Consider the following 18,453-nt stretch of genomic DNA (forward strand, 5'->3'; position numbering starts at 1 on the left):
AAGACCTGACCTTAATCGGGAAATGAGGCAGAATTCTGTTAATTACCAAGGGAGTCTGTACATGAAGTGGTTAAAAGGGCTGGTACTGGGTGCGCTGATTCTGGTGATCGGCGCCAGCGCGTTAGGGCTTTTTTACATACTGCCTCGGCATGAGGTGGTATTGGTCACGGGCGTCGAAGTCAAGCGCGTCGATGCGGACGGCGTGATCAACGCCGAGAACCCTGCGGATGGCCCCACCCGGGATGTCTACTTTATTAACACCGAAGACCCGGACAGCAAGAAAGTCGTGGTCTATCGCAATGAAGACACGGGCTGGAGCTTTCCCTGGTACTTCAAGTTTGACTCCGCTGACGAGCAGGCCAAAGCCCAGGGTTATTCACGTGACGCACAGCAGCTGGCGCTTATTCGCTATTACGGCTGGCGGATCCAGATTTTTTCGGTATTCCCCAACATTACCCACATCGAAGCCACCAACAGCCGCGCGCAGCCCTTTCCTTGGTTCAACACGATCTTCTTTAGTGCATTGGTACTGTTGATTCTGTTCGTCACCATCAGCATCAAACGCCGGCAAAAACGCCGCAATCAAGTCGTCGTTGGTTAAGGCATAGATCGATTGGGGCAGGCCTGAGCCTGCTCCAATTAACCGCGCTCAATAGGCGTCGACGTCAGCTCGAAAGGGCTGTTGCTGCGGCGCTGATTGCGGTCTTCACGGGGCGTGGCGCCGAAGAAATTACGGTAGGCGCTGGAGAAGTGCGGGCCGGACGAGAAGCCGCATGACAAGCCAATCTGAATAATCGACTTGCTGGTTTGCATCAGCAGTTGGCGGGCTTTGTTCAGGCGTAACTCAAGGTAATACTGGCTCGGTACGCGATTGAGGTATTGCTTGAAGATACGTTCCAACTGACGCCGCGACACGCAGACGTGCTGGGCGATTTCATCGGTGGTCAGCGGCTCTTCGATATTGGCTTCCATCAGCAGCACCGCTTGGGTCAGCTTCGGATGACTCGAACCCAGACGGTTCTGCAGCGGAATACGCTGACGCTCACCGCCCTCACGAATACGCTCAACAACCAATTCCTCACTGACCGCACCCGCAAGCTCGGCGCCGTGATCACGCGCCAACAAGGCCAGTAGCAAATCCATCACCGCCATGCCACCACAGGCCGTCAAGCGGTCGCGATCCCAATCAAATAAATGACTGGTGGCAATCACCTTGGGGAAGCGCTCGGTAAAGTCATCCTGCCAACGCCAATGCACAGAAGCGCGATAACCGTCGAGCAAACCTATTTGCGCCAATGGATAAACCCCTGCCGCAATTGCACCAATCACACAACCGCTGCGCACCAACTGTTTGACTGCACTCGACAGCCCAAGTGCAATGTTTACTGGCGGCTCATCGGCCAGTAAAAACAGGCGCTGCAAGCCCTCAAGCTTGCCCGTCCAAGGTTCACCCGGAAGCGTCCAGCCAGCGGTAGTCGCAGCCGCCTGAGGTTCAGCTTGGAGGAAACTAAGTTCGTAGACCACTTCAGGGTGGACACGCTGGGCAACGCGCAACGCTTCCTCAGCCATCGCCAAGGTCAGCGGCTTGGTCGAGGGCCAGATAAGGAAGCCAATTCGGTGGGCATTCATTCGGGGCAGTTTAGCTCTGTTATGGGCTCACCCGACAAGGTTCGCCGGTGATCCCACGTAATTAAGGTGCTTATTTTAGGCTACCAGAGAGGAACTGCTTAAGGCGATCAGATTGCGGATTTGCCAACACTTCAAGTGGACAACCGCGCTCTTCGACCACACCCTTGTGCAGGAACACCAACTGATTAGACACCTCACGAGCAAAGCCCATTTCGTGAGTTACCACAACCATGGTACGCCCCTCTTGGGCAAGGTCCTGCATAACCTTAAGCACTTCACCCACCAACTCCGGATCCAGGGCTGACGTGGGCTCGTCAAACAACATTACTTCAGGCTCCATCGCCAACGCACGAGCAATGGCGACACGTTGCTGTTCGCCGCCAGACATATGTGCCGGGTAAGCCTCTTTGCGATGCGCCACGCCGACTTTATTCAGGTAGTGCTCAGCCTTCTCGAGCGCTTCTTTCTTCGACATACCAAGCACATGAATAGGCGCTTCGATGACGTTTTCCAAGGCACTCATGTGCGACCACAGGTTAAAATGCTGAAACACCATCGCCAGTCGCGAACGCATGCGCTGCAGCTGTTTTGGGTCCGCCGCTTTCAGCGCGCCATCTTTAGCCGCAACCAGCTTGAGCTCTTCATTGTTAAGCAGAATCTTGCCGCCATACGGCTGCTCAAGCATGTTGATGCAGCGCAAAAAGGTGCTTTTACCTGAACCACTGGAACCAATGATGCTGATGACATCACCGGCTTTGGCCGCAAGCGAAACGCCTTTCAGCACTTCATGGGTGCCGTAGCGTTTGTGCAAGTCTTGGACTTCAAGTTTGTACATGGTGTCGACTCTCGAATGCAGTGGAATCAGTCGCTAAGCAAGCGGCCCTGACGTATAGATTGATGTCCGGCCACCTTGGCCAACCAGCGTCCCGGCTGGGCAAAACGCATGCGTTCAATCGCAAAGATCACACCTGATGTGCCTGCACAGACCACGCTACGCTGGTCATCCAAGGGATCAATCACCTCAAATATCGCTGTTCCCGCCTCAACATAAGCACCGGCTGGCTGCAGGAAGCTCACCACACCCGAATGGGGCGGATAGAGCATTTCAGTGCCGGCAAACGGCACTGCATCACAGCACTTCTCGGGGGCTGCAGGCCAGTCACCGGTGATAAAGCCCTGTTCAGCGAGAAAGGCTAGAATTGATTCAGCGTCAGCGCAGGCTTGCACACGCTCAGTGCGCTCCATTCCACCCAGCTCAACAGTCGAAGCGACACAAACCGGCTCAATTGCAGCTTCTGGGAAGTGCTGAGCCAGACGCAACCAAGGACCTGAGCACGCCTCATCAAAGGACGAGCCACCCGAGTCTTCGGCGAGCAGCACCGTACCCGCTTGCAGCCGAGCAGCCAGCGAGCGTAATTGCGCCCAGTGTTGTGGGATCGCATAAAGATGGACAGCGGCCTCAAAGTCACAGTGCAGGTCAAGCACCACATCTGCATCGCAAGCATGCTGCAACAGCAGACGCTGCATGGCTTCGAGTTGCGACTGCGGCGGCGCCAATGCCTCAAGCGCAGCTATCATTGCAGCGCGAATCACTTGGGTATTGGCCGTCAGATCGCGACCCAGCTTGCCTTCCAACTGCGGCGCGATCGCGTCCGCCAGGTCAACGAAGTCGCGGTTGAAGTTATGCCCACCGCACAATTCATACCGACCCTGATGCTGACCCTGAACCATTTGCCCAAGACCAATCGGGTTGGCCACCGGCACCAACTCGATCACGGCCTTGAGCTGGCCATTGCGCTCAAGTTCGAGCAAGCGGCGCTTGAGCTCAACAGCAACCCGCATGCCAGGCAACTCATCGGCATGCAATGAGGCCTGAATGTATACCTTGCGCGCGCCGCTACCAAAGCTGAACACTGACAGCCGGCGCTCGGTACCCGGCGTACTCCAGGGTAATAGATGATCAATACGCTGCATCAATCTCTCCTCAGTGCTTACGTGGGGCCAAATAGGCCAACCAGCGGCGCTCGGCCAGTTTGAACAGGCGCACCAGAATAAAGGTCAGGCACAGGTAAAAGACGCCTGCGGTAATGAATGCTTCAAAGGGCAGATAATATTGCGAACTGACTGTGCGGGCGGCACCCGTGATGTCGATCAGGGTGACGATTGAGGCCAGGCTGGTGGTATGCAGCATCATGATCACTTCGTTACTGTATTGCGGCAGTGCCCGACGAATAGCCGATGGCAGCAAGATACGCCGGTACAGTTTGACCCGCGACATACCCATGGCCTTGGCGGCTTCGATCTCGCCATGGGGCGTTGCCTTGAGGCTGCCGGCAAGAATTTCACCGGTGTAGGCGCTGGTGTTGATCGCAAATGCCACGCAGGCACAGAAGGCGGCATTCGAAAAATACGGCCACAGCGCGCTTTCGCGCACCGCTTCAAACTGGGCCAGCCCATAATAAATCAGGAACAGTTGCACCAGCATCGGCGTGCCACGGATCACATAGGTGTAGAGCCAGGCTGGGAAATTGATATACAGCGACTTGGAGACCCGCATCAGCGCCAGCGGGATCGCCAGCATCAAGCCGAACAGCAGCGAAATCAGCAGTAGCTTCAGGGTGGTCAACACCCCGCCGAAATACAGCGGCAGGCTGTCCCAGATAACGTTGTAGTCGAAAATCATCGGTGCGCTCCCTTACTCACAGATCAGCGGCTTTAGTGCCGACCGAGTAACGTTTTTCGAGATAACGCAGCGCTAGCAATGACACGCTGGTCAGCACCAGGTAAAGCGCAGCGACGGCAAGATAGAAGGTAAAGGGCTCACGCGTGGCATCCGCCGCGCTCTTGGCCTTGAACATCATGTCTTGCAGACCCACGACCGAAATCAGCGCCGTGGCTTTGGTCAGCACCAACCAATTGTTGGTGAAACCGGGAATCGCGAAACGAATCATCTGCGGTACCAAAATGCGAAAGAACACCTTGGTATTGCCCATACCATAAGCAGCGCCCGCCTCCGCCTGACCTTTAGGGATCGCCATAAAGGCACCACGAAAGGTTTCAGACAGGTACGCGCCGAAGATAAAGCCCATGGTAAAGACCCCCGCAACAAAGGGGTTGATATCGATGTAATCGTCATAGCCCAGCATTGGCGCCAGGCGATTAACCATGTCCTGACCGCCATAAAAAATCAGCAGGATCAGTACCAAGTCAGGAATACCACGCACCACAGTGGCGTAGGTTTCGCCCAGTATTGCCAGCCACTTAATGGGTGACAGCCGAAAAGCTGCGCCCAACAAGCCGAGAACTGTCGCCACTGCCATTGAGGTCAGGGCCAAAATCACGGTTAGCCAAGCACCATCAAGAATGGTCGAGCCGTAGCCATTGAGCATGCGCTAATTTCCTCATGCAGGCGCCGAGCGGCGCTTGAGCGTACATCGAAAAGTGGCGCCTGCCGTGCACTGCACAACACTGCACGGCCTACGTTCACCAACGGATTGATAGCTGCACTGGATCCGTGTGCGCCACTTTCAGTCGCAGCGATTACTCGCCGTAGACGTTAAAGTCGAAGTACTTGTCCTGCACTTCCTTGTACTTACCGTTTGCACGGATGTCTTGAATCGCGGCACTAATTTTGTCTGCAAGCTCAGTGTCGCCTTTACGCACGGCGATACCCGCACCTTCACCGAAGTACTTCTTCTCGTTGAAATCCGGACCCACCAGGGCAAAGCCTTTGCCCGCGTCTGTTTTGAGGAAGCCATCATCGATATTGACCGCATCAGCCAAGGTTGCATCGACGCGACCTGCAGTCAGATCAAGGAAGATTTCGTTCTGCGAGCTGTAACGCACCACTTCGACACCAGCAGGTGCCAAAACGTCGGTTGCGTAGCGATCGTAGATCGAGGCGCGCTGGACACCGACCTTCTTGCCCTTGAGATCAACCAGTGGATCATTGATCACAGTACCCGCCTTCATGCCAAGCTTGGCCGGGGTGTGGTAGTACTTCTTGGAGAAGTCCACTGACTTCAGACGGTCTTCGGTAATGGTCATGGACGACAATACGGCGTCGAACTTGCGAACTTTCAGGGCTGGAATCAGACCGTCGAACTCTTGCTCAATCCACTTACATTTGACTTGCATCTGCTCGCACAATGCGTTGCCGATGTCATAGTCAAAACCAGTGATCTGACCGTCCGGAGTTTTGAATGCAAATGGAGGGTAGGCAGCTTCAATGCCGATACGCAGTGGTTTTGCATCATCAGCCATGGCCAGCGGCGACAGAACGGATAGCGCCAGTGCGCCGAGAAGTGCAATCTTCTTCATTTTGTGACTCCTTCGAGTGGGAATGGCAATGGATGGCAGTGGGTAAATGCATTCAGCGGTGTATGAATTATAGTTAACTCGCCATCAAACTACGCAGTGCGCAGGCAATGTATGGCTTTGGCTGAGTGAGCGGCATTCTAGCGAGAGGTTGAAACTGTATATTTCTTCAATGCGACAAGTAATTACAAATGCACCAGAGGGGCCTAGGCAGGCAATTGACAATCCAAGCAAAAAATGCTTGAGAAGAATAGATATCCAACCTAATACTAAAGCAATATCGAAGCCAAGTTTCAAAGCCCCTTTCCCTGCGGGCCTCAGCGCCTAATCTTATTTTAAAAGCCAAGGTATTTCAGCACTAAAACAGGGCAAAGTGTTCCCGTGCGTCCCAAGCAGGCGCAGTACTGTTACCGCGACTGGATTCGACTGCCTCGGGCACCCGACGGACTTAAGGCGATTCAAGCGCACAAAAAAAGACGCCCAACTCAAAGAGCCGGGCGTTTAATTTACCGCAAATGTTTAGATGAGATCAGGCGCAAGCACTTTGCATTGCCTTGTGCGTATCGATCAGGTGCTGCACTACGCCCGGGTCGGCCAAGGTCGAGATATCGCCCAAACCATCGTATTCAGCCGTGGCGATCTTGCGCAGGATTCGACGCATGATCTTGCCTGAACGGGTTTTCGGCAGCCCCGGCGCCCAATGGATAACATCCGGAGACGCGATGGGGCCGATCTCTTTACGCACCCAGTTTTTCAGCTCCTGGCGCAACTGCTCAGAACTCTCCACGCCACCAGTCAGGGTCACGTATACGTAGATGCCCTGCCCTTTGATATCGTGCGGTACGCCAACCACAGCCGCCTCGGCCACTTTCGGGTGCGCGACCATGGCACTTTCGATCTCAGCGGTACCCATGCGGTGACCGGAGACGTTGAGCACGTCATCGACTCGCCCGGTAATCCAGAAGTAACCGTCTTCGTCGCGGCGCGCACCGTCGCCGGTGAAATACATGCCGCGGAAGGTCTTGAAGTAGGTATCGACAAAGCGGTCGTGGTCGCCATACAGCGTGCGCGCCTGACCCGGCCATGAATCAATGATCACCAGATTGCCTTCAACCGCGCCTTCCAGCAGGTTCCCCAGGTTATCCACCAGCGCTGGCTGGACGCCAAAGAACGGACGCGTCGCCGAACCGGGCTTGAGCGCCGTTGCACCCGGCAATGGGCTGATCAGAATGCCGCCCGTCTCGGTTTGCCACCAGGTATCGACAATCGGGCATTTCTCTTTGCCGATGGTTTTGTAGTACCAGTTCCAGGCTTCAGGATTGATTGGCTCACCCACCGAGCCGAGCAGGCGCAGGCTGGAGCCATCAGCATCCTTAATGGCCGCCTCGCCTTCAGCCATCATTGCGCGAATCGCGGTAGGTGCGGTGTAGAGAATATTGACCTTGTGCTTGTCGATGATCTTCGACACCCGGGTAATGTCCGGGTAGTTCGGCACACCTTCAAATAGCAAGGTGGTTGCACCGTTGGCCAGCGGGCCATAGACAATGTAACTGTGGCCTGTCACCCAGCCTACGTCCGCCGTACACCAGTAGACATCACCCGGCTTGTAGTCGAACACGCGCTCGTGGGTAAGCGCGGCATAGAGCAAGTAACCGCCAGTGGTGTGCTGCACACCTTTTGGCTTACCGGTTGAACCGGAGGTGTAGAGAATAAACAGGGCTTCTTCCGCGCCCATTTCTTTGGGGGCGCAGTGACTGCCAGCGACCTTCATCAGGTCTTCATACCAAACGTCGCGATGCTGGTTCCACTTGATGCTGCCGCCGGTGCGCTTGCAGACAATGATTTTCTGCACACTGGCAGTTTCAGGGTTGGTCAGCGCGTCATCCACGTTAGCCTTCAGGGCAATGCGCTTACCACCGCGCAGGCCTTCGTCCGCCGTGATGACCACTTTGGAGTTGCAGTCGATGATTCGACCGGCCAAGGCTTCTGGCGAAAAGCCGCCGAACACAACCGAGTGAATGGCACCAATGCGCGTGCAGGCAAGCATGGCAACCACCGCTTCGGGAATCATCGGCATGTAGATAGTGACAACATCGCCGCGATGGACATCCTGACCGCGCAATGCGTTGGCGAACTTGCAGACGTCTTCATGCAGTTCGCGGTAAGTGATGTTGCGATGCTCGGAAGGGTCATCGCCTTCCCAGATAATCGCAACCTGATCGCCACGCTCTTCGAGGTGACGATCAAGGCAGTTGTAGGACACATTGAGGGTGCCGTCGGCAAACCATTTGATATCGACATGATGGTCATCAAAGGAGGTCTGCTTGACCTTGGTGAACGGCTTGATCCAGTCAAGACGTTGCGCTTGCTCACGCCAGAAACCATCCGGATTGACCACGGACTGCTGGTACATGGCTTTGTAAGTCGCCTCATCGGTGAGTGACTTGGCAGCCGCCTCGGGGCTCACGGGATATAGGTTCACAGCACTCATTAACAACTCCTCGAATACAAAGGGATTAGTTATTTTTATATTTCCCATTGTGTGACCAGCATACCCATTGCAGGCCATTCGACCATGGTCTTAGCAGGGTTATACCTTGGTCGGAGCTGAACTTTAGACAGGTGCAACGGAGCAAGCGGGCATGGCTTGGGCTCAAGCCATGCACGCGCTGATGCCCAGAAGCCTAAGCGTTCGACACCCAGTGCGCAGTTGGCTCATCCTTTATCCGCCGCGCCCGGGGCAAGCCGCTCTCAGGTTTTCAGTTGGTTTGCGAACTGGCCGACGGCGCTCACCACATGCTGAGCACCGTCTTGAATATCGACAATCACCACACCCGCTTCATTGGCCAGATCAAGGCCCTGCTCAGCCAACTGTCGACTGCTGGCCATGCTATTTACGGCGGTCTTGGCCAGGGTCTGGTTTTTCTGCACCACACCGACAATTTCTTCAGCCGCCTTACTGGTGCGCCCGGCCAGTTGACGCACTTCGTCGGCAACCACCGCGAAGCCCCTGCCCTGCTCGCCGGCACGGGCGGCCTCGATGGCAGCGTTAAGGGCCAGCAAGTTGGTTTGATCGGCAATGCCACTGATGGTCTTGATGATCGAGCTGATCAGTTGCGACTGGTTATCCAGCGCCTCGATGCCTTCGGCGGCCTCTTGCACTTGCTCGGCAATTCGGTGCATCACCTCAACGGTCTGACTGACCACCGATGCGCCCTTTTTCGCCGTGGCGTCGGTCTGCTGTGAGGTGCTGTAAGCGATATTGGCCGCCTCGGCGACTTCACCCTCACGGTTCACCTGATCGGTGATGACGGTCGCGAACTTGACCACTTTGTAGAGCACATCGTGGGCATCATGCACCGGGTTGTATGACGCTTCGAGCCACACCACACGCCCATGGGCATCGACCCGTTTGAATCGGTCGGCTATAAACTTGCCACGATTAAGCTGCTCCCAAAACTCCTGATAGGCCAGCGAGTTATAGTCCTCTGGTTCACAGAAATTGCGGTGGTGTTTGCCTTTGATCTGATCAAGGCGATAGCCCATGGCGTCTAGAAACCGCTGGTTGGCGGTCAGCACTTCGCCCTTGAGATTGAACTCGATGACCGCTGTGGAACGCAGCAATGCATTGATTAAACCCTCATGTTCTTTAGCCGTTTCAATGGTGCGCGTCAGGTTATTGGCACACATGGTAAAACCTTCCACCACACCCTTGCTGTTGCGCAGTGGCTGCCAGATCGCCCGCAGCCAGGCATCATCACCGTTGCCACAGAGCAAGCGGTAGGCACCGCTGATATGTTCGCCTTTGCTCATGGCTTTTTTCAGGTTTTGGTAGTTGATATCCGCACGAAAGAACTCAGGTATCAGCTGCTCGAAGTTACCGCCCACCAAGTCCTCGCGGCGAAATAACATCTCTTGAAGAAACAGTTCGTTGACGAACAGAATGCGGCCTTGGGCATCAAGCTCAAGCACCAGCATGTCTTGGTAGATTGACTCTTTTATTTGCTGGTTCCGAGAATTGGCCTCGCGCAACGCTGCCAATTCCTGCTTCAACTTGGTATTGAACATTCTGGCGCTACTCACTTAAGTGGACGATGCATGACTAGGTAGTCGGCATCGCCGTTTTTTTCTTAAGCACCGCTTAAAAATATTCGTAGCCAGCATTGTTACAGGCAATTTAAGCCTCTGGCCGGGGCCCTAGCGTCGCCCTTGTTGCCATGCCGCGGCCAAACCGCTCAGGCAAATAATCACAATACCGACCAAGGTACTGAGGTCGGGGACATGGGAAAACACCAGAAAACCGAGCAGGCCAGCAAACACAATCTGGCAATAACCAAAGGGGGCCAGCAACGCCGGTGGCGCACTGCGAAATGCCTGGGTCAAAAACAGGTGAGCCGACATGCCACAGGTTCCCAGCGCGAGCATTAGCAGGCCGTGGGTAATGCTCGGCACCTGCCAGAAAAAAGGCACCAAGGCACTGACCAGCAACGAATTGAACAAGCCCGCAAAAAAGTTGCTGGTTGCAGGCGTGTCAAATTCGCTCACTTTGCGAGTCAGTATTTGATAGAAGCAAAAGCACATGGCCGAGCAGAACGGCAAGATGATCGCCGGGGTAAACATTTCACCGCCCGGGTGCACAATGATCAGCACCCCGCCAAAGCCCACCAATACCGCTGCCCACTGACGTCGAGTCACCGACTCGCCGAGCAAGGGCACGGAAAGCGCCGTAACCAGTAGCGGCGCGAGAAAGTTAACCGCCGTGGCCTCAGCCAAGGGAATAAACAGCAAGCTGCTGGTAAAAAACAGGCTCGTCCCGAGCAAGCAACTCGCCCGCAGCGCCTGAAGCCCTGGCCGCTTGGTGCGCAGTACCCGTAAACCAGACTGGGGCAGGAATATTCCGGCCATAAGCAGGGTATGCACCACATACCGGGCCCACACCACCATGACTATCGGGTAAAAACCAGACAGGTATTTGGACAGCGCATCGTGACTGGAGAACAAAAATGTTGCCAGCAGGATCAGCAGAATCCCTTTAACAGGATTACTGGGGGTCGACAGTGTGGCTCTGCGGGTACTCATGCACGTCTCGTTGAAAAATGCAGGTCAACGCCCACAAAAGATGAATAGGCTGCTAACTATAGTCCAGCGCAACGGACTGACCAAGCGCATAAGGCCAATTAGATCTAATGACTGTCGTTACCCATAAATTCAACGATTTTGGCTCGAAGCCAACGTTCGGCACAGTCATTGTCTTGAGCGCTGCTCCAAACCATCGACAGCTTTGATTGAGATATATCAAAAGGCGCAGGCTCTGCTCGCAGGCCGCCGCCAGATACCAGCTCCGCAGCGGCATAATCAGGCACCGTGGCCAGTAACTCCGAGCCAGCCAGCAGTGAGCGCAAGCCGTTAAATTGCGGGACAGCCAATACCACATTTCGCGTGCGGCCAATGCGCTCGAAGTCGCGATCAATATTGCCATTGAGGTCGCCTGAAAACGATACCAGTGCATGCGGGCGACAGCAGTATTCATCCAGCGTCAGCAACCCTGGCCGGTCATCCGCACGCAGTACCATGGTATCGATCAATCTCAAGGTTCTGCATTTTGCATTGGCAGGTAAATCCATGACATATCCAACACCCACTGAGATTTCTCCTGACTCAAGTTGGCTGGGCATTAGCAGAAAGTTGGTGCGACGAATGACGATCACCAGATTCGGCGCTTCTTCTCGCAAGTTATTGAGCAAGGGCGGCAACAATCCACACTCGACATCATCTGAAAGACCAATGCGCAGGGTCAGCTTACTGGTCGCAGGGTTGAACTCCTGCGCATAACTCAATGCATTTGACATTGCGTCCAACGCCGGACGCAGTTGCTCGAATATTTCCAGCGCACGCTTGGTTGGCTCCATGGTGCGACCGGTACGAATCAGTAGCTGATCGTTGAAAAAATCGCGCAGTCGCGACAAGGCATGACTAATCGCTGGCTGTCCCAGAAACAATTTCTCAGCAGCGCGGGTCAGGTTGCGCTCGAGCATCAAGACTTCAAATATGATCAGTAGATGCAAGTCGACCTTGCGCATGTCATTGCGATTCATTACCTAACCCCTGCCGATATTCAAGAAAGGTGGCGCCAACCCGCAGATTGACGCCTGAACCTTATTTGCTCAGCGCTGAGTAGCTGTTCATCAAGTTACGGTAATTAGGGATGCGCTCTGAAAGCAGATTGCCCAAACCCTCAATGTCATTACGCCAATCGCGATGCAACTCACAGGCTACGGCGAACCAGTTCATCATCTGCGCGCCCGCTGCACTCATGCGGTTCCAAGCGGCTTGCTGCACGGTTTCGTTGAAGGTGCCGGATGCATCCGTAACCACAAATACCTCAAACCCTTCAGCCAGTGCCGACAGCGTTGGGAAGGCGACACAAACATCGGTGACCACACCGGCGATGATCAACTGCTTGCGCCCGGTCGCTTTGATCGCCTTAACGAAATCTTCGTTATCCCAAGCATTGATCTGCCCTGGGCGCGGGATGTATGGCGCATCCGGGAACATGGCTTTTAGCTCAGGGACCATAGGACCGTTTGGCCCTTGCTCGAAGCTGGTGGTCAGAATGGTTGGTAGCTCAAAGAACTTGGCCAGATCAGCCAGGGCCAATACGTTGTTCTTGAACTCATTAGGCGAGAAATCCTGAACCAGTGAGATCAAGCCGGTTTGGTGGTCGACTAACAGTACGACTGCGTCGTCTTTATTGAGGCGCGAATAAGGCATTACTGTACTCATGAGTGACACTCCGTGGATTGCTGGTTGCGGGTGTAATGACTGGCGAGTGTTCCCGCACGAATCTGTCTCGCCAGTACCTGAAAATCATTTAGAGTGCCCCTGCCCGGCCAACAGGTGGCGTATGTTCACCGGCACACCACCGACTTGCAGACGCCGGACGTTTGCTTCAATTCGTTGTTCAGCGCGCGTCACTCGATTGTGGTGGCGCAGATGCTCAAGCCAGGACTCATCAAAAAACACCTCAAGCCAGCACTGCATGTTCTCGGTGTCCTGAACCAGCCCCCAGGAGAACGCACCGTTGCGCCGACGCATGCGCCGCACATCATTCATCGCCTGCTGAAACGCAGGCCAATTTTCGGGGGCAATTTGATATTCAATAGTGACCATGACCGGACCGCGATCAGGGCTTTGTTCGTCCAGCAGTAGGGGTACCGGCCAGTGCAACGACGGCGCTAAATCCTCGGCATCGGTTACCGGTAACTTGAAATACAAGGTCGCAACGATACCCAAGAGCAAGGCCGTCGCCGCAAAGCACAGGGCGTAGGTGATCGAACTGTGGCTGGCGACAAAACCCCACAACAGACCACCACAAGCCATGCTGCCGAAAAAAACCAAAATATAAACCGACAAGGCCCGTGCCCGAACCCAGCTGGGTACAGCTGTTTGCGCGGCCACTTGCAGACTTGAGAGCACGGCGATCCAAGCAGCACCGCTGACAAACATCACCGGAATCAACACGCGGAAATCACGTACAAAAGCCAAGCCAACAATCACCAGCGCATAGAGCAGACTCGCACCCGCAACCAGGCCATCGGCGTTAATCTTTTCCCGTATCTTTGGTAAGAACATTGCCCCCATCACTGCACCGACGCCGACACTGCCAAGGAGCAATCCAAAGTCAGCAGCGCTGCCTTGCAATTCCTGACGGACAATCAGTGGCAATAACGACATGCCACCGCTGGCACCGAGAAAGAAAGCTACAGCTCTTACCATCACCGCCTGCAATGGTTTTGACGCACGGCTGTAACGCCAACCGGCACGAATGGCACCCCACAGCCGCTCAGCAGGCAAAACCGCAGGTGTAACCTCGCGCTGCCACAGCCATAACACGGTAATTACCGCAAAAAACGATAGAGCATTAAGTGCGAAGGTTGCCCAAGGGCCACTTAAGCTAACCAAAACACCAGCAATGGCTGGGCCGATTGCACGTGCAACGTTTACCCCGACGCTAGAAAGCGCAATAGCCGCAGGTAGGTCGGTTTTATCCACCAACTCTGGAGTCAGGGCCGACCACGCAGGCATCATTAATGCGGTGCCGACACCCATGCCAAGCGTCAGTAGCAAGAGCAGAGTCACATTCATCTGGCCAGTAAGGGTCAGCAACGCGAGTACCATGGCCACGCATGCCATCCACAACTGAACGCTAAGCAAATAACGCCGTCGATCAACGATATCGGCCATCGCACCCGCTGGCAGCGCCAAGAAAAACATCGGTGCAGAGCCTGCCACCTGAACCAGGGCCACATTCATTGGGCTGGATGACAGCGATGTCATCAACCAACCTGCGCCGACCTCATGCATCCAAGTGCCGATGTTCGAAGCGATACTGGCCACCCACAGCCAGCGGAAGGTTTTGTAACCCAATGGGCTCCAGGCTGATGACTTCACCACGGCGTCAGAAGGCAAAACAGGAACACCCGAACGCACCCCAGAAACCCTGAAAATCACTCACAGGGACCTTGGATAAGCGCGCCCGCTCATGGCTGTGGGCATGCACTGAACAAGCACCCACACATTGGTGCACCTGTTTTGCCATTGGGGCATTCGCCCGCCAATGTCCGGGTACGTTAACCACTGGAGACCAATCCGGCATAACAGGCACTGACGGCGGCGATAACTTATCGAACGCCTCGCTGCCATACACCACTTTACCGCCGACAACCGTCAAGACCGACTCAATCCATTTGATGGCCTCATCATCAACTGAGAAAAAATCTGCAGACAGGGCAATCAGATCAGCCAGTTGGCCCACTTTGATCTGGCCTTTCTTGCCCTGTTCCGATGAGAACCAAGCACTGCCGTGGGTGAATAGCTCCAATGCCGTCTCACGCGACAAACCTTGAGGATACAAGGCCAAGCCACCCACGGTTTTGCCGCTGACCAACCAATACATGGAGGTCCAGGGGTTATAACTCGATACCCTTGTTGCATCGGTGCCTGCTCCGACAGGAACGCCCTCAGCAAGCATGCGCTGAATAGGCGGTGTTTGTTCTGCCGCCTGCTTACCGTAGCGATCAACAAAATACTCGCCCTGAAACGCCATGCGGTCCTGAATTGCAATACCGCCGCCCAGCGCACGTACCCGTTCAATGTTTTGCGGGGTGATGGTTTCGGCGTGATCGAAAAACCAGGGCAAGCCATTGAAGGGGATGTCGCGATTGACCTTCTCGAAAACATCAAGCATGCGCGAAATCGATTCGTCATAGGTGGCATGCAAGCGGAACGGCCAGCGCTGTTCGACCAAGTGGCGTACAACGGGCTCCAATTCATCCTCCATGCTGGCCGGAAGATCAGGACGCGGCTCGACGAAATCCTCGAAATCAGCGGCAGAGAACACCAGCATTTCTCCCGCACCATTGTGCCGCAGGAAATCATCACCTTGGTGCAACTTCACCGAACCTGTCCAATTCTTGAAGTCTGTCAGTTCTTCCTTGGGTCGCTGGGTAAACAGGTTGTATGCAATGCGCACGGTGAGCTGACTGGCTTTGGCCAACTCTTCGATTACCGCATAATCATCGGGATAATTTTGGAAACCGCCGCCAGCATCAATTGCACTGGTCACGCCTAGACGGTTTAGCTCTCGCATAAACTGGCGCGTTGAGTTGACTTGATACTCCAGCGGCAGCTTTGGCCCCTTGGCCAGCGTTGCGTAGAGAATCATCGCGTTGGGCTTGGCCACCAACATACCGGTGGGCTCACCATTGGCATCACGCTGGATCTCGCCACCCGGCGGATTCGGGGTGTTGCGGTCGTAACCCACCACGCGCAAGGCAGCGCGGTTTAGCAAAGCACGGTCGTACAAATGCAGGACAAATACTGGCGTGTCTGGCGCTGCTTGATTGAGTTCATCAAGGGTCGGCATACGCTTCTCGGCAAACTGGAACTCATTCCAGCCGCCCACAACCCGCACCCACTGTGGGGCGGGGGTAATATCCGCTTGCGCCTTGAGCATACGCAAAGCATCCGCCAATGACGGCACACCTTCCCACCGCAGCTCCAGATTGTAATTAAGACCACCGCGAATCAGGTGCAGGTGGGAGTCATTAAGGCCTGGCACCACTGTGCGGCGCTGGAGATCAACAACCTGTGTCTCAGTGCTGCGCATGGCCATAGCGTCGGCATCACTGCCAACTACAATAAAGCGCCCGTCTTTGATGGCGACCGCAGTGGCCTGCGGATTTTCACGATCCACAGTATGCAAACGACCATTGAACAGAATCAGATCAGCGCTCATCGCACTCCCCTTCAAGTTGTTGAGTGAAACGCCAGTAACTATGGCGCTTGATTAGGTTACTGCTTGCCTGTACAGCTCAATGGGAGCTCAACCAATGGGCAAACAAAGCCGTCACCCGTGGCATAAATAAATAAACCACCAATAGAACGATGCTCAGGGTGATCAACACATTACTGACGAAATAACCGCCCAAGATGGGTAACTTGGCGAACAGGGGTTGCCACAGCAGCGGAACCAGCAAGCTAAGGGGCAAGATCACCAGAAAGGTGATGCAGGCCTGCTTCCAACGCAGCGCAGGTTGAGCATTCGTCGGGGTAAACCAAAACTCTCGATTAGTCTCGACCTGGGTCTGATCACCTTCGTCCAACAGAGGAGCAACTTCCTCGATCAAGTGGCGGCGCTCACTCGAATCCAGCCAATGCTGCAGCTCAGCGGTGCCAGCGAAACGCAGCACGCAAACAAACTGTTCAGCATCACGCATCACATTGACCCCCAAATGCCCTGGGTAAGTGCTGGCAATCTGCGTGGTTCGGCGCAACCATTTTTCGTAGGCTGGCCGCTGCGCCGCTCTAACCCGGTGACGCACAATCAGAGTAACGATATCGAGCTCTTCCATTGCATCTCCCGAAATCAGCATGAGCCTAGTGGCTCCACCGCAAGTTGTTTTGCCAAGCAAAGAAACTGCGACCCGCCGCAATTCGCCCACCACCGGCAATCGTCAGCGCAATGAATATAATCAATAGCAACCAGGCGAATTGGCCTTCTTCCAAGCTCCACTGCGGATGCACCAGCAACAACGAAACCGATAACAAAACGATCACCGGCAAACAGGCCAGGCGGGTAAATACGCCCAAAATGATCAGCAACGGGCATAGCACCTCAGCAAATATCGCCAGGCTCACCGTCATTGCTCCGCCCAAACCAAGTGGGTCTTCGATAACCTGCACCTGTTGATTGAAATGCAGCAGCTTCGGCAGGCCATGAACCAGCATCAGCATCAGCGATACGCTAACCCGCATAAAAAGCAGCGCCCAATCCACGGTATTTCGCATGTTTGAACCTCAAGACCGGACGCTGAAGAGTTGCAGTTACTGGGGCACTCAGGACTGAATGAATGCCAGCAAATCAGCGTTTAACTGGTCCTTGTGAGTATCTGTCAGGCCATGCGGTGCACCCGGATACACCACCAATTTGGCATCGGCGACCAACTTGGCCGAGGCTTGACCGCCGGTACCGATCGGTACAACTTGATCATCATCGCCATGGATCACCAGGGTCGGCACATCGAACTTCTTCAAGTCCTCGGTAAAATCTGTGGCCGAGAACGCGGCAATGCAGTCATAGGTGCTCTTGTGACCACCGAGCATGCCCTGCATCCAGAACCAGTCGACCATGCCCTGAGAAACAGTGGCTCCTGGCCGGTTGAAACCGAAGAACGGTCCGCTTGCCAGGTCCTTGTATAGCTGCACCCGATTAGCGATAGAGCCTGCGCGGATATCATCGAACACCCCAACCGGCACACCCTCTGGATTGTTCGGGGTCTGCAGCATCAAGGGTGGAACAGCGGAAATAAGCCCCAATTTGGCCACCCGCCCGGTACCGTGACGACCGACATAGCGGGCGACTTCGCCACCGCCGGTTGAAAACCCGAGCAGCACGGCATCTTTGAGGTCAAGCGTCTCGATCAACTCAGCCAGATCGTCAGCGTAATGATCCATATCATTACCCTCCCACGGTTGGCTGGAACGCCCATGACCGCGACGGTCGTGGGCTATAACCCGGTAACCATTGTCGGCCAGAAACAGCATCTGCGACTCCCAGCTGTCAGCAGTCAGCGGCCAACCATGACTGAATACAATGGGCTGGCCACTGCCCCAATCCTTGTAATAGATCTCGACGCCGTCACGCGTAGTAATGGTGCTCATCTGAAAACCCTCTGCAAATAAGTGGGAACGCTTACTTCAGGTGCTTGGTTAGTTCAGTGCTGGCCCAGAACATGGCTGACGACTCACCGACTAAGGGTGCAGGCCGTAGGTTGCCTGCGTGATTACATGTTCATCCCCCGCCTCGGATTACGCGAGTTAAGGGATGTTAATTGTCGTTAGCCTGAGGTTTACCCGATCGGGGCTGCATTTGTGGGGTCATCAAGGGGGCGAAGCTGGCGCACGCAGACTCCCTCAAGTCAGTTCGACGCGAGACAGCGTCGCGAA

17 protein-coding genes and 1 pseudogene are annotated in these 18,453 nt (G+C 55.0%); 1 reads left to right on the forward strand and 17 read right to left on the reverse strand.

The annotated features are described in order from the left end of the window. The first annotated feature begins 61 nt into the window (after nucleotides 1–61). A complete protein-coding gene (locus tag AACY09_RS01510; protein WP_339485645.1) occupies nucleotides 62–601 on the forward strand; it encodes a DUF1523 family protein in 540 nt (179 codons plus the stop codon). 38 nt (nucleotides 602–639) lie between these two features. Here AACY09_RS01510 and argR read toward each other — a convergent pair whose 3' ends face one another. The 17 genes and pseudogenes from argR to AACY09_RS01590 all read right to left on the reverse strand — a co-directional run bounded on the left by argR (nucleotide 640) and on the right by AACY09_RS01590 (nucleotide 18,168). Further along, nucleotides 640–1,629, reverse strand: coding sequence for a transcriptional regulator ArgR (gene argR, locus AACY09_RS01515; protein WP_339485646.1), 990 nt, complete (start codon nucleotides 1,627–1,629; stop codon nucleotides 640–642). Nucleotides 1,630–1,699: 70 nt separating this feature from the next. After that, nucleotides 1,700–2,464: an ABC transporter ATP-binding protein gene (locus AACY09_RS01520; RefSeq protein ID WP_339485647.1), complete on the reverse strand. Its 765-nt coding sequence runs from the start codon at nucleotides 2,462–2,464 to the stop codon at nucleotides 1,700–1,702. Between the two features lie 26 nt (nucleotides 2,465–2,490). After that, nucleotides 2,491–3,603: a succinylglutamate desuccinylase/aspartoacylase family protein gene (locus tag AACY09_RS01525; RefSeq protein ID WP_339485648.1), complete on the reverse strand. Its 1,113-nt coding sequence runs from the start codon at nucleotides 3,601–3,603 to the stop codon at nucleotides 2,491–2,493. 10 nt (nucleotides 3,604–3,613) lie between these two features. Continuing rightward, nucleotides 3,614–4,312, reverse strand: coding sequence for an ABC transporter permease (locus AACY09_RS01530; protein WP_339485649.1), 699 nt, complete (start codon nucleotides 4,310–4,312; stop codon nucleotides 3,614–3,616). A 16-nt stretch (nucleotides 4,313–4,328) separates the two neighbouring features. After that, a complete protein-coding gene (locus AACY09_RS01535; protein ID WP_339485650.1) occupies nucleotides 4,329–5,018 on the reverse strand; it encodes an ABC transporter permease in 690 nt (229 codons plus the stop codon). Nucleotides 5,019–5,169: 151 nt separating this feature from the next. Further along, on the reverse strand, nucleotides 5,170–5,949 hold the full coding sequence (locus tag AACY09_RS01540) for an ABC transporter substrate-binding protein (RefSeq protein ID WP_339485651.1): 780 nt from the start codon (nucleotides 5,947–5,949) through the stop codon (nucleotides 5,170–5,172). A gap of 526 nt (nucleotides 5,950–6,475) precedes the next feature. Beyond that, nucleotides 6,476–8,437 carry an acetate--CoA ligase gene (gene acs / locus AACY09_RS01545; protein WP_339485652.1) on the reverse strand — a complete coding sequence of 654 codons (1,962 nt, stop codon included), beginning with the start codon at nucleotides 8,435–8,437 and terminating at the stop codon, nucleotides 6,476–6,478. A gap of 260 nt (nucleotides 8,438–8,697) precedes the next feature. Further along, a complete protein-coding gene (locus AACY09_RS21970) occupies nucleotides 8,698–9,243 on the reverse strand; it encodes a methyl-accepting chemotaxis protein (RefSeq protein ID WP_445323781.1) in 546 nt (181 codons plus the stop codon). Then, nucleotides 9,244–10,014, reverse strand: a pseudogene (locus AACY09_RS21975) (PAS domain-containing protein); the annotation flags it as partial. It lies immediately after the preceding gene. A gap of 129 nt (nucleotides 10,015–10,143) precedes the next feature. Next, nucleotides 10,144–11,025 (reverse strand): DMT family transporter, encoded by an 882-nt coding sequence (locus AACY09_RS01555; RefSeq protein ID WP_339485654.1) that lies wholly within the window; start codon nucleotides 11,023–11,025, stop codon nucleotides 10,144–10,146. Nucleotides 11,026–11,129: 104 nt separating this feature from the next. Further along, nucleotides 11,130–12,041, reverse strand: a complete 912-nt coding sequence (locus tag AACY09_RS01560) for a LysR family transcriptional regulator (protein ID WP_339485655.1) — start codon at nucleotides 12,039–12,041, stop codon at nucleotides 11,130–11,132. A 61-nt stretch (nucleotides 12,042–12,102) separates the two neighbouring features. Further along, complete coding sequence (gene ycaC / locus AACY09_RS01565; RefSeq protein WP_339485656.1) at nucleotides 12,103–12,729, reverse strand: isochorismate family cysteine hydrolase YcaC; 627 nt, start codon at nucleotides 12,727–12,729, stop codon at nucleotides 12,103–12,105. Between the two features lie 84 nt (nucleotides 12,730–12,813). Then, entirely contained in the window at nucleotides 12,814–14,415 is a 1,602-nt protein-coding gene (locus tag AACY09_RS01570) for an MFS transporter (protein WP_339485657.1), read from the reverse strand. Then, a complete protein-coding gene (locus tag AACY09_RS01575; RefSeq protein ID WP_339485658.1) occupies nucleotides 14,405–16,243 on the reverse strand; it encodes an amidohydrolase in 1,839 nt (612 codons plus the stop codon). Before AACY09_RS01575 ends, AACY09_RS01570 begins: the two co-directional genes overlap by 11 nt. A 76-nt stretch (nucleotides 16,244–16,319) precedes the next feature. Next, nucleotides 16,320–16,859, reverse strand: coding sequence for an antibiotic biosynthesis monooxygenase (locus tag AACY09_RS01580; RefSeq protein WP_339485660.1), 540 nt, complete (start codon nucleotides 16,857–16,859; stop codon nucleotides 16,320–16,322). A 25-nt stretch (nucleotides 16,860–16,884) separates the two neighbouring features. After that, nucleotides 16,885–17,295 carry a DoxX family protein gene (locus AACY09_RS01585; RefSeq protein ID WP_339485662.1) on the reverse strand — a complete coding sequence of 137 codons (411 nt, stop codon included), beginning with the start codon at nucleotides 17,293–17,295 and terminating at the stop codon, nucleotides 16,885–16,887. A gap of 48 nt (nucleotides 17,296–17,343) precedes the next feature. Next, complete coding sequence (locus tag AACY09_RS01590) at nucleotides 17,344–18,168, reverse strand: alpha/beta fold hydrolase (RefSeq protein WP_339485663.1); 825 nt, start codon at nucleotides 18,166–18,168, stop codon at nucleotides 17,344–17,346. Nucleotides 18,169–18,453 lie beyond the last annotated feature (285 nt).

The sequence above is a fragment of the Pseudomonas sp. EL_65y_Pfl2_R95 genome (assembly GCF_963971045.1).
GTDB lineage: Bacteria > Pseudomonadota > Gammaproteobacteria > Pseudomonadales > Pseudomonadaceae > Aquipseudomonas.

What these genes read in the sequence shown, in the direction of transcription:
- AACY09_RS01510 (WP_339485645.1), top strand. Translation starts at nt 62, where the DNA reads ATGAAGTGGTTAAAAGGGCTGGTACTGGGTGCGCTGATTCTGGTGATC.
- argR (WP_339485646.1), bottom strand. Translation starts at nt 1,629, where the DNA reads ATGAATGCCCACCGAATTGGCTTCCTTATCTGGCCCTCGACCAAGCCG.
- AACY09_RS01520 (WP_339485647.1), bottom strand. Translation starts at nt 2,464, where the DNA reads ATGTACAAACTTGAAGTCCAAGACTTGCACAAACGCTACGGCACCCAT.
- AACY09_RS01525 (WP_339485648.1), bottom strand. Translation starts at nt 3,603, where the DNA reads ATGCAGCGTATTGATCATCTATTACCCTGGAGTACGCCGGGTACCGAG.
- AACY09_RS01530 (WP_339485649.1), bottom strand. Translation starts at nt 4,312, where the DNA reads ATGATTTTCGACTACAACGTTATCTGGGACAGCCTGCCGCTGTATTTC.
- AACY09_RS01535 (WP_339485650.1), bottom strand. Translation starts at nt 5,018, where the DNA reads ATGCTCAATGGCTACGGCTCGACCATTCTTGATGGTGCTTGGCTAACC.
- AACY09_RS01540 (WP_339485651.1), bottom strand. Translation starts at nt 5,949, where the DNA reads ATGAAGAAGATTGCACTTCTCGGCGCACTGGCGCTATCCGTTCTGTCG.
- acs (WP_339485652.1), bottom strand. Translation starts at nt 8,437, where the DNA reads ATGAGTGCTGTGAACCTATATCCCGTGAGCCCCGAGGCGGCTGCCAAG.
- AACY09_RS01555 (WP_339485654.1), bottom strand. Translation starts at nt 11,025, where the DNA reads ATGAGTACCCGCAGAGCCACACTGTCGACCCCCAGTAATCCTGTTAAA.
- AACY09_RS01560 (WP_339485655.1), bottom strand. Translation starts at nt 12,041, where the DNA reads ATGAATCGCAATGACATGCGCAAGGTCGACTTGCATCTACTGATCATA.
- ycaC (WP_339485656.1), bottom strand. Translation starts at nt 12,729, where the DNA reads ATGAGTACAGTAATGCCTTATTCGCGCCTCAATAAAGACGACGCAGTC.
- AACY09_RS01575 (WP_339485658.1), bottom strand. Translation starts at nt 16,243, where the DNA reads ATGAGCGCTGATCTGATTCTGTTCAATGGTCGTTTGCATACTGTGGAT.
- AACY09_RS01580 (WP_339485660.1), bottom strand. Translation starts at nt 16,859, where the DNA reads ATGGAAGAGCTCGATATCGTTACTCTGATTGTGCGTCACCGGGTTAGA.
- AACY09_RS01585 (WP_339485662.1), bottom strand. Translation starts at nt 17,295, where the DNA reads ATGCGAAATACCGTGGATTGGGCGCTGCTTTTTATGCGGGTTAGCGTA.
- AACY09_RS01590 (WP_339485663.1), bottom strand. Translation starts at nt 18,168, where the DNA reads ATGAGCACCATTACTACGCGTGACGGCGTCGAGATCTATTACAAGGAT.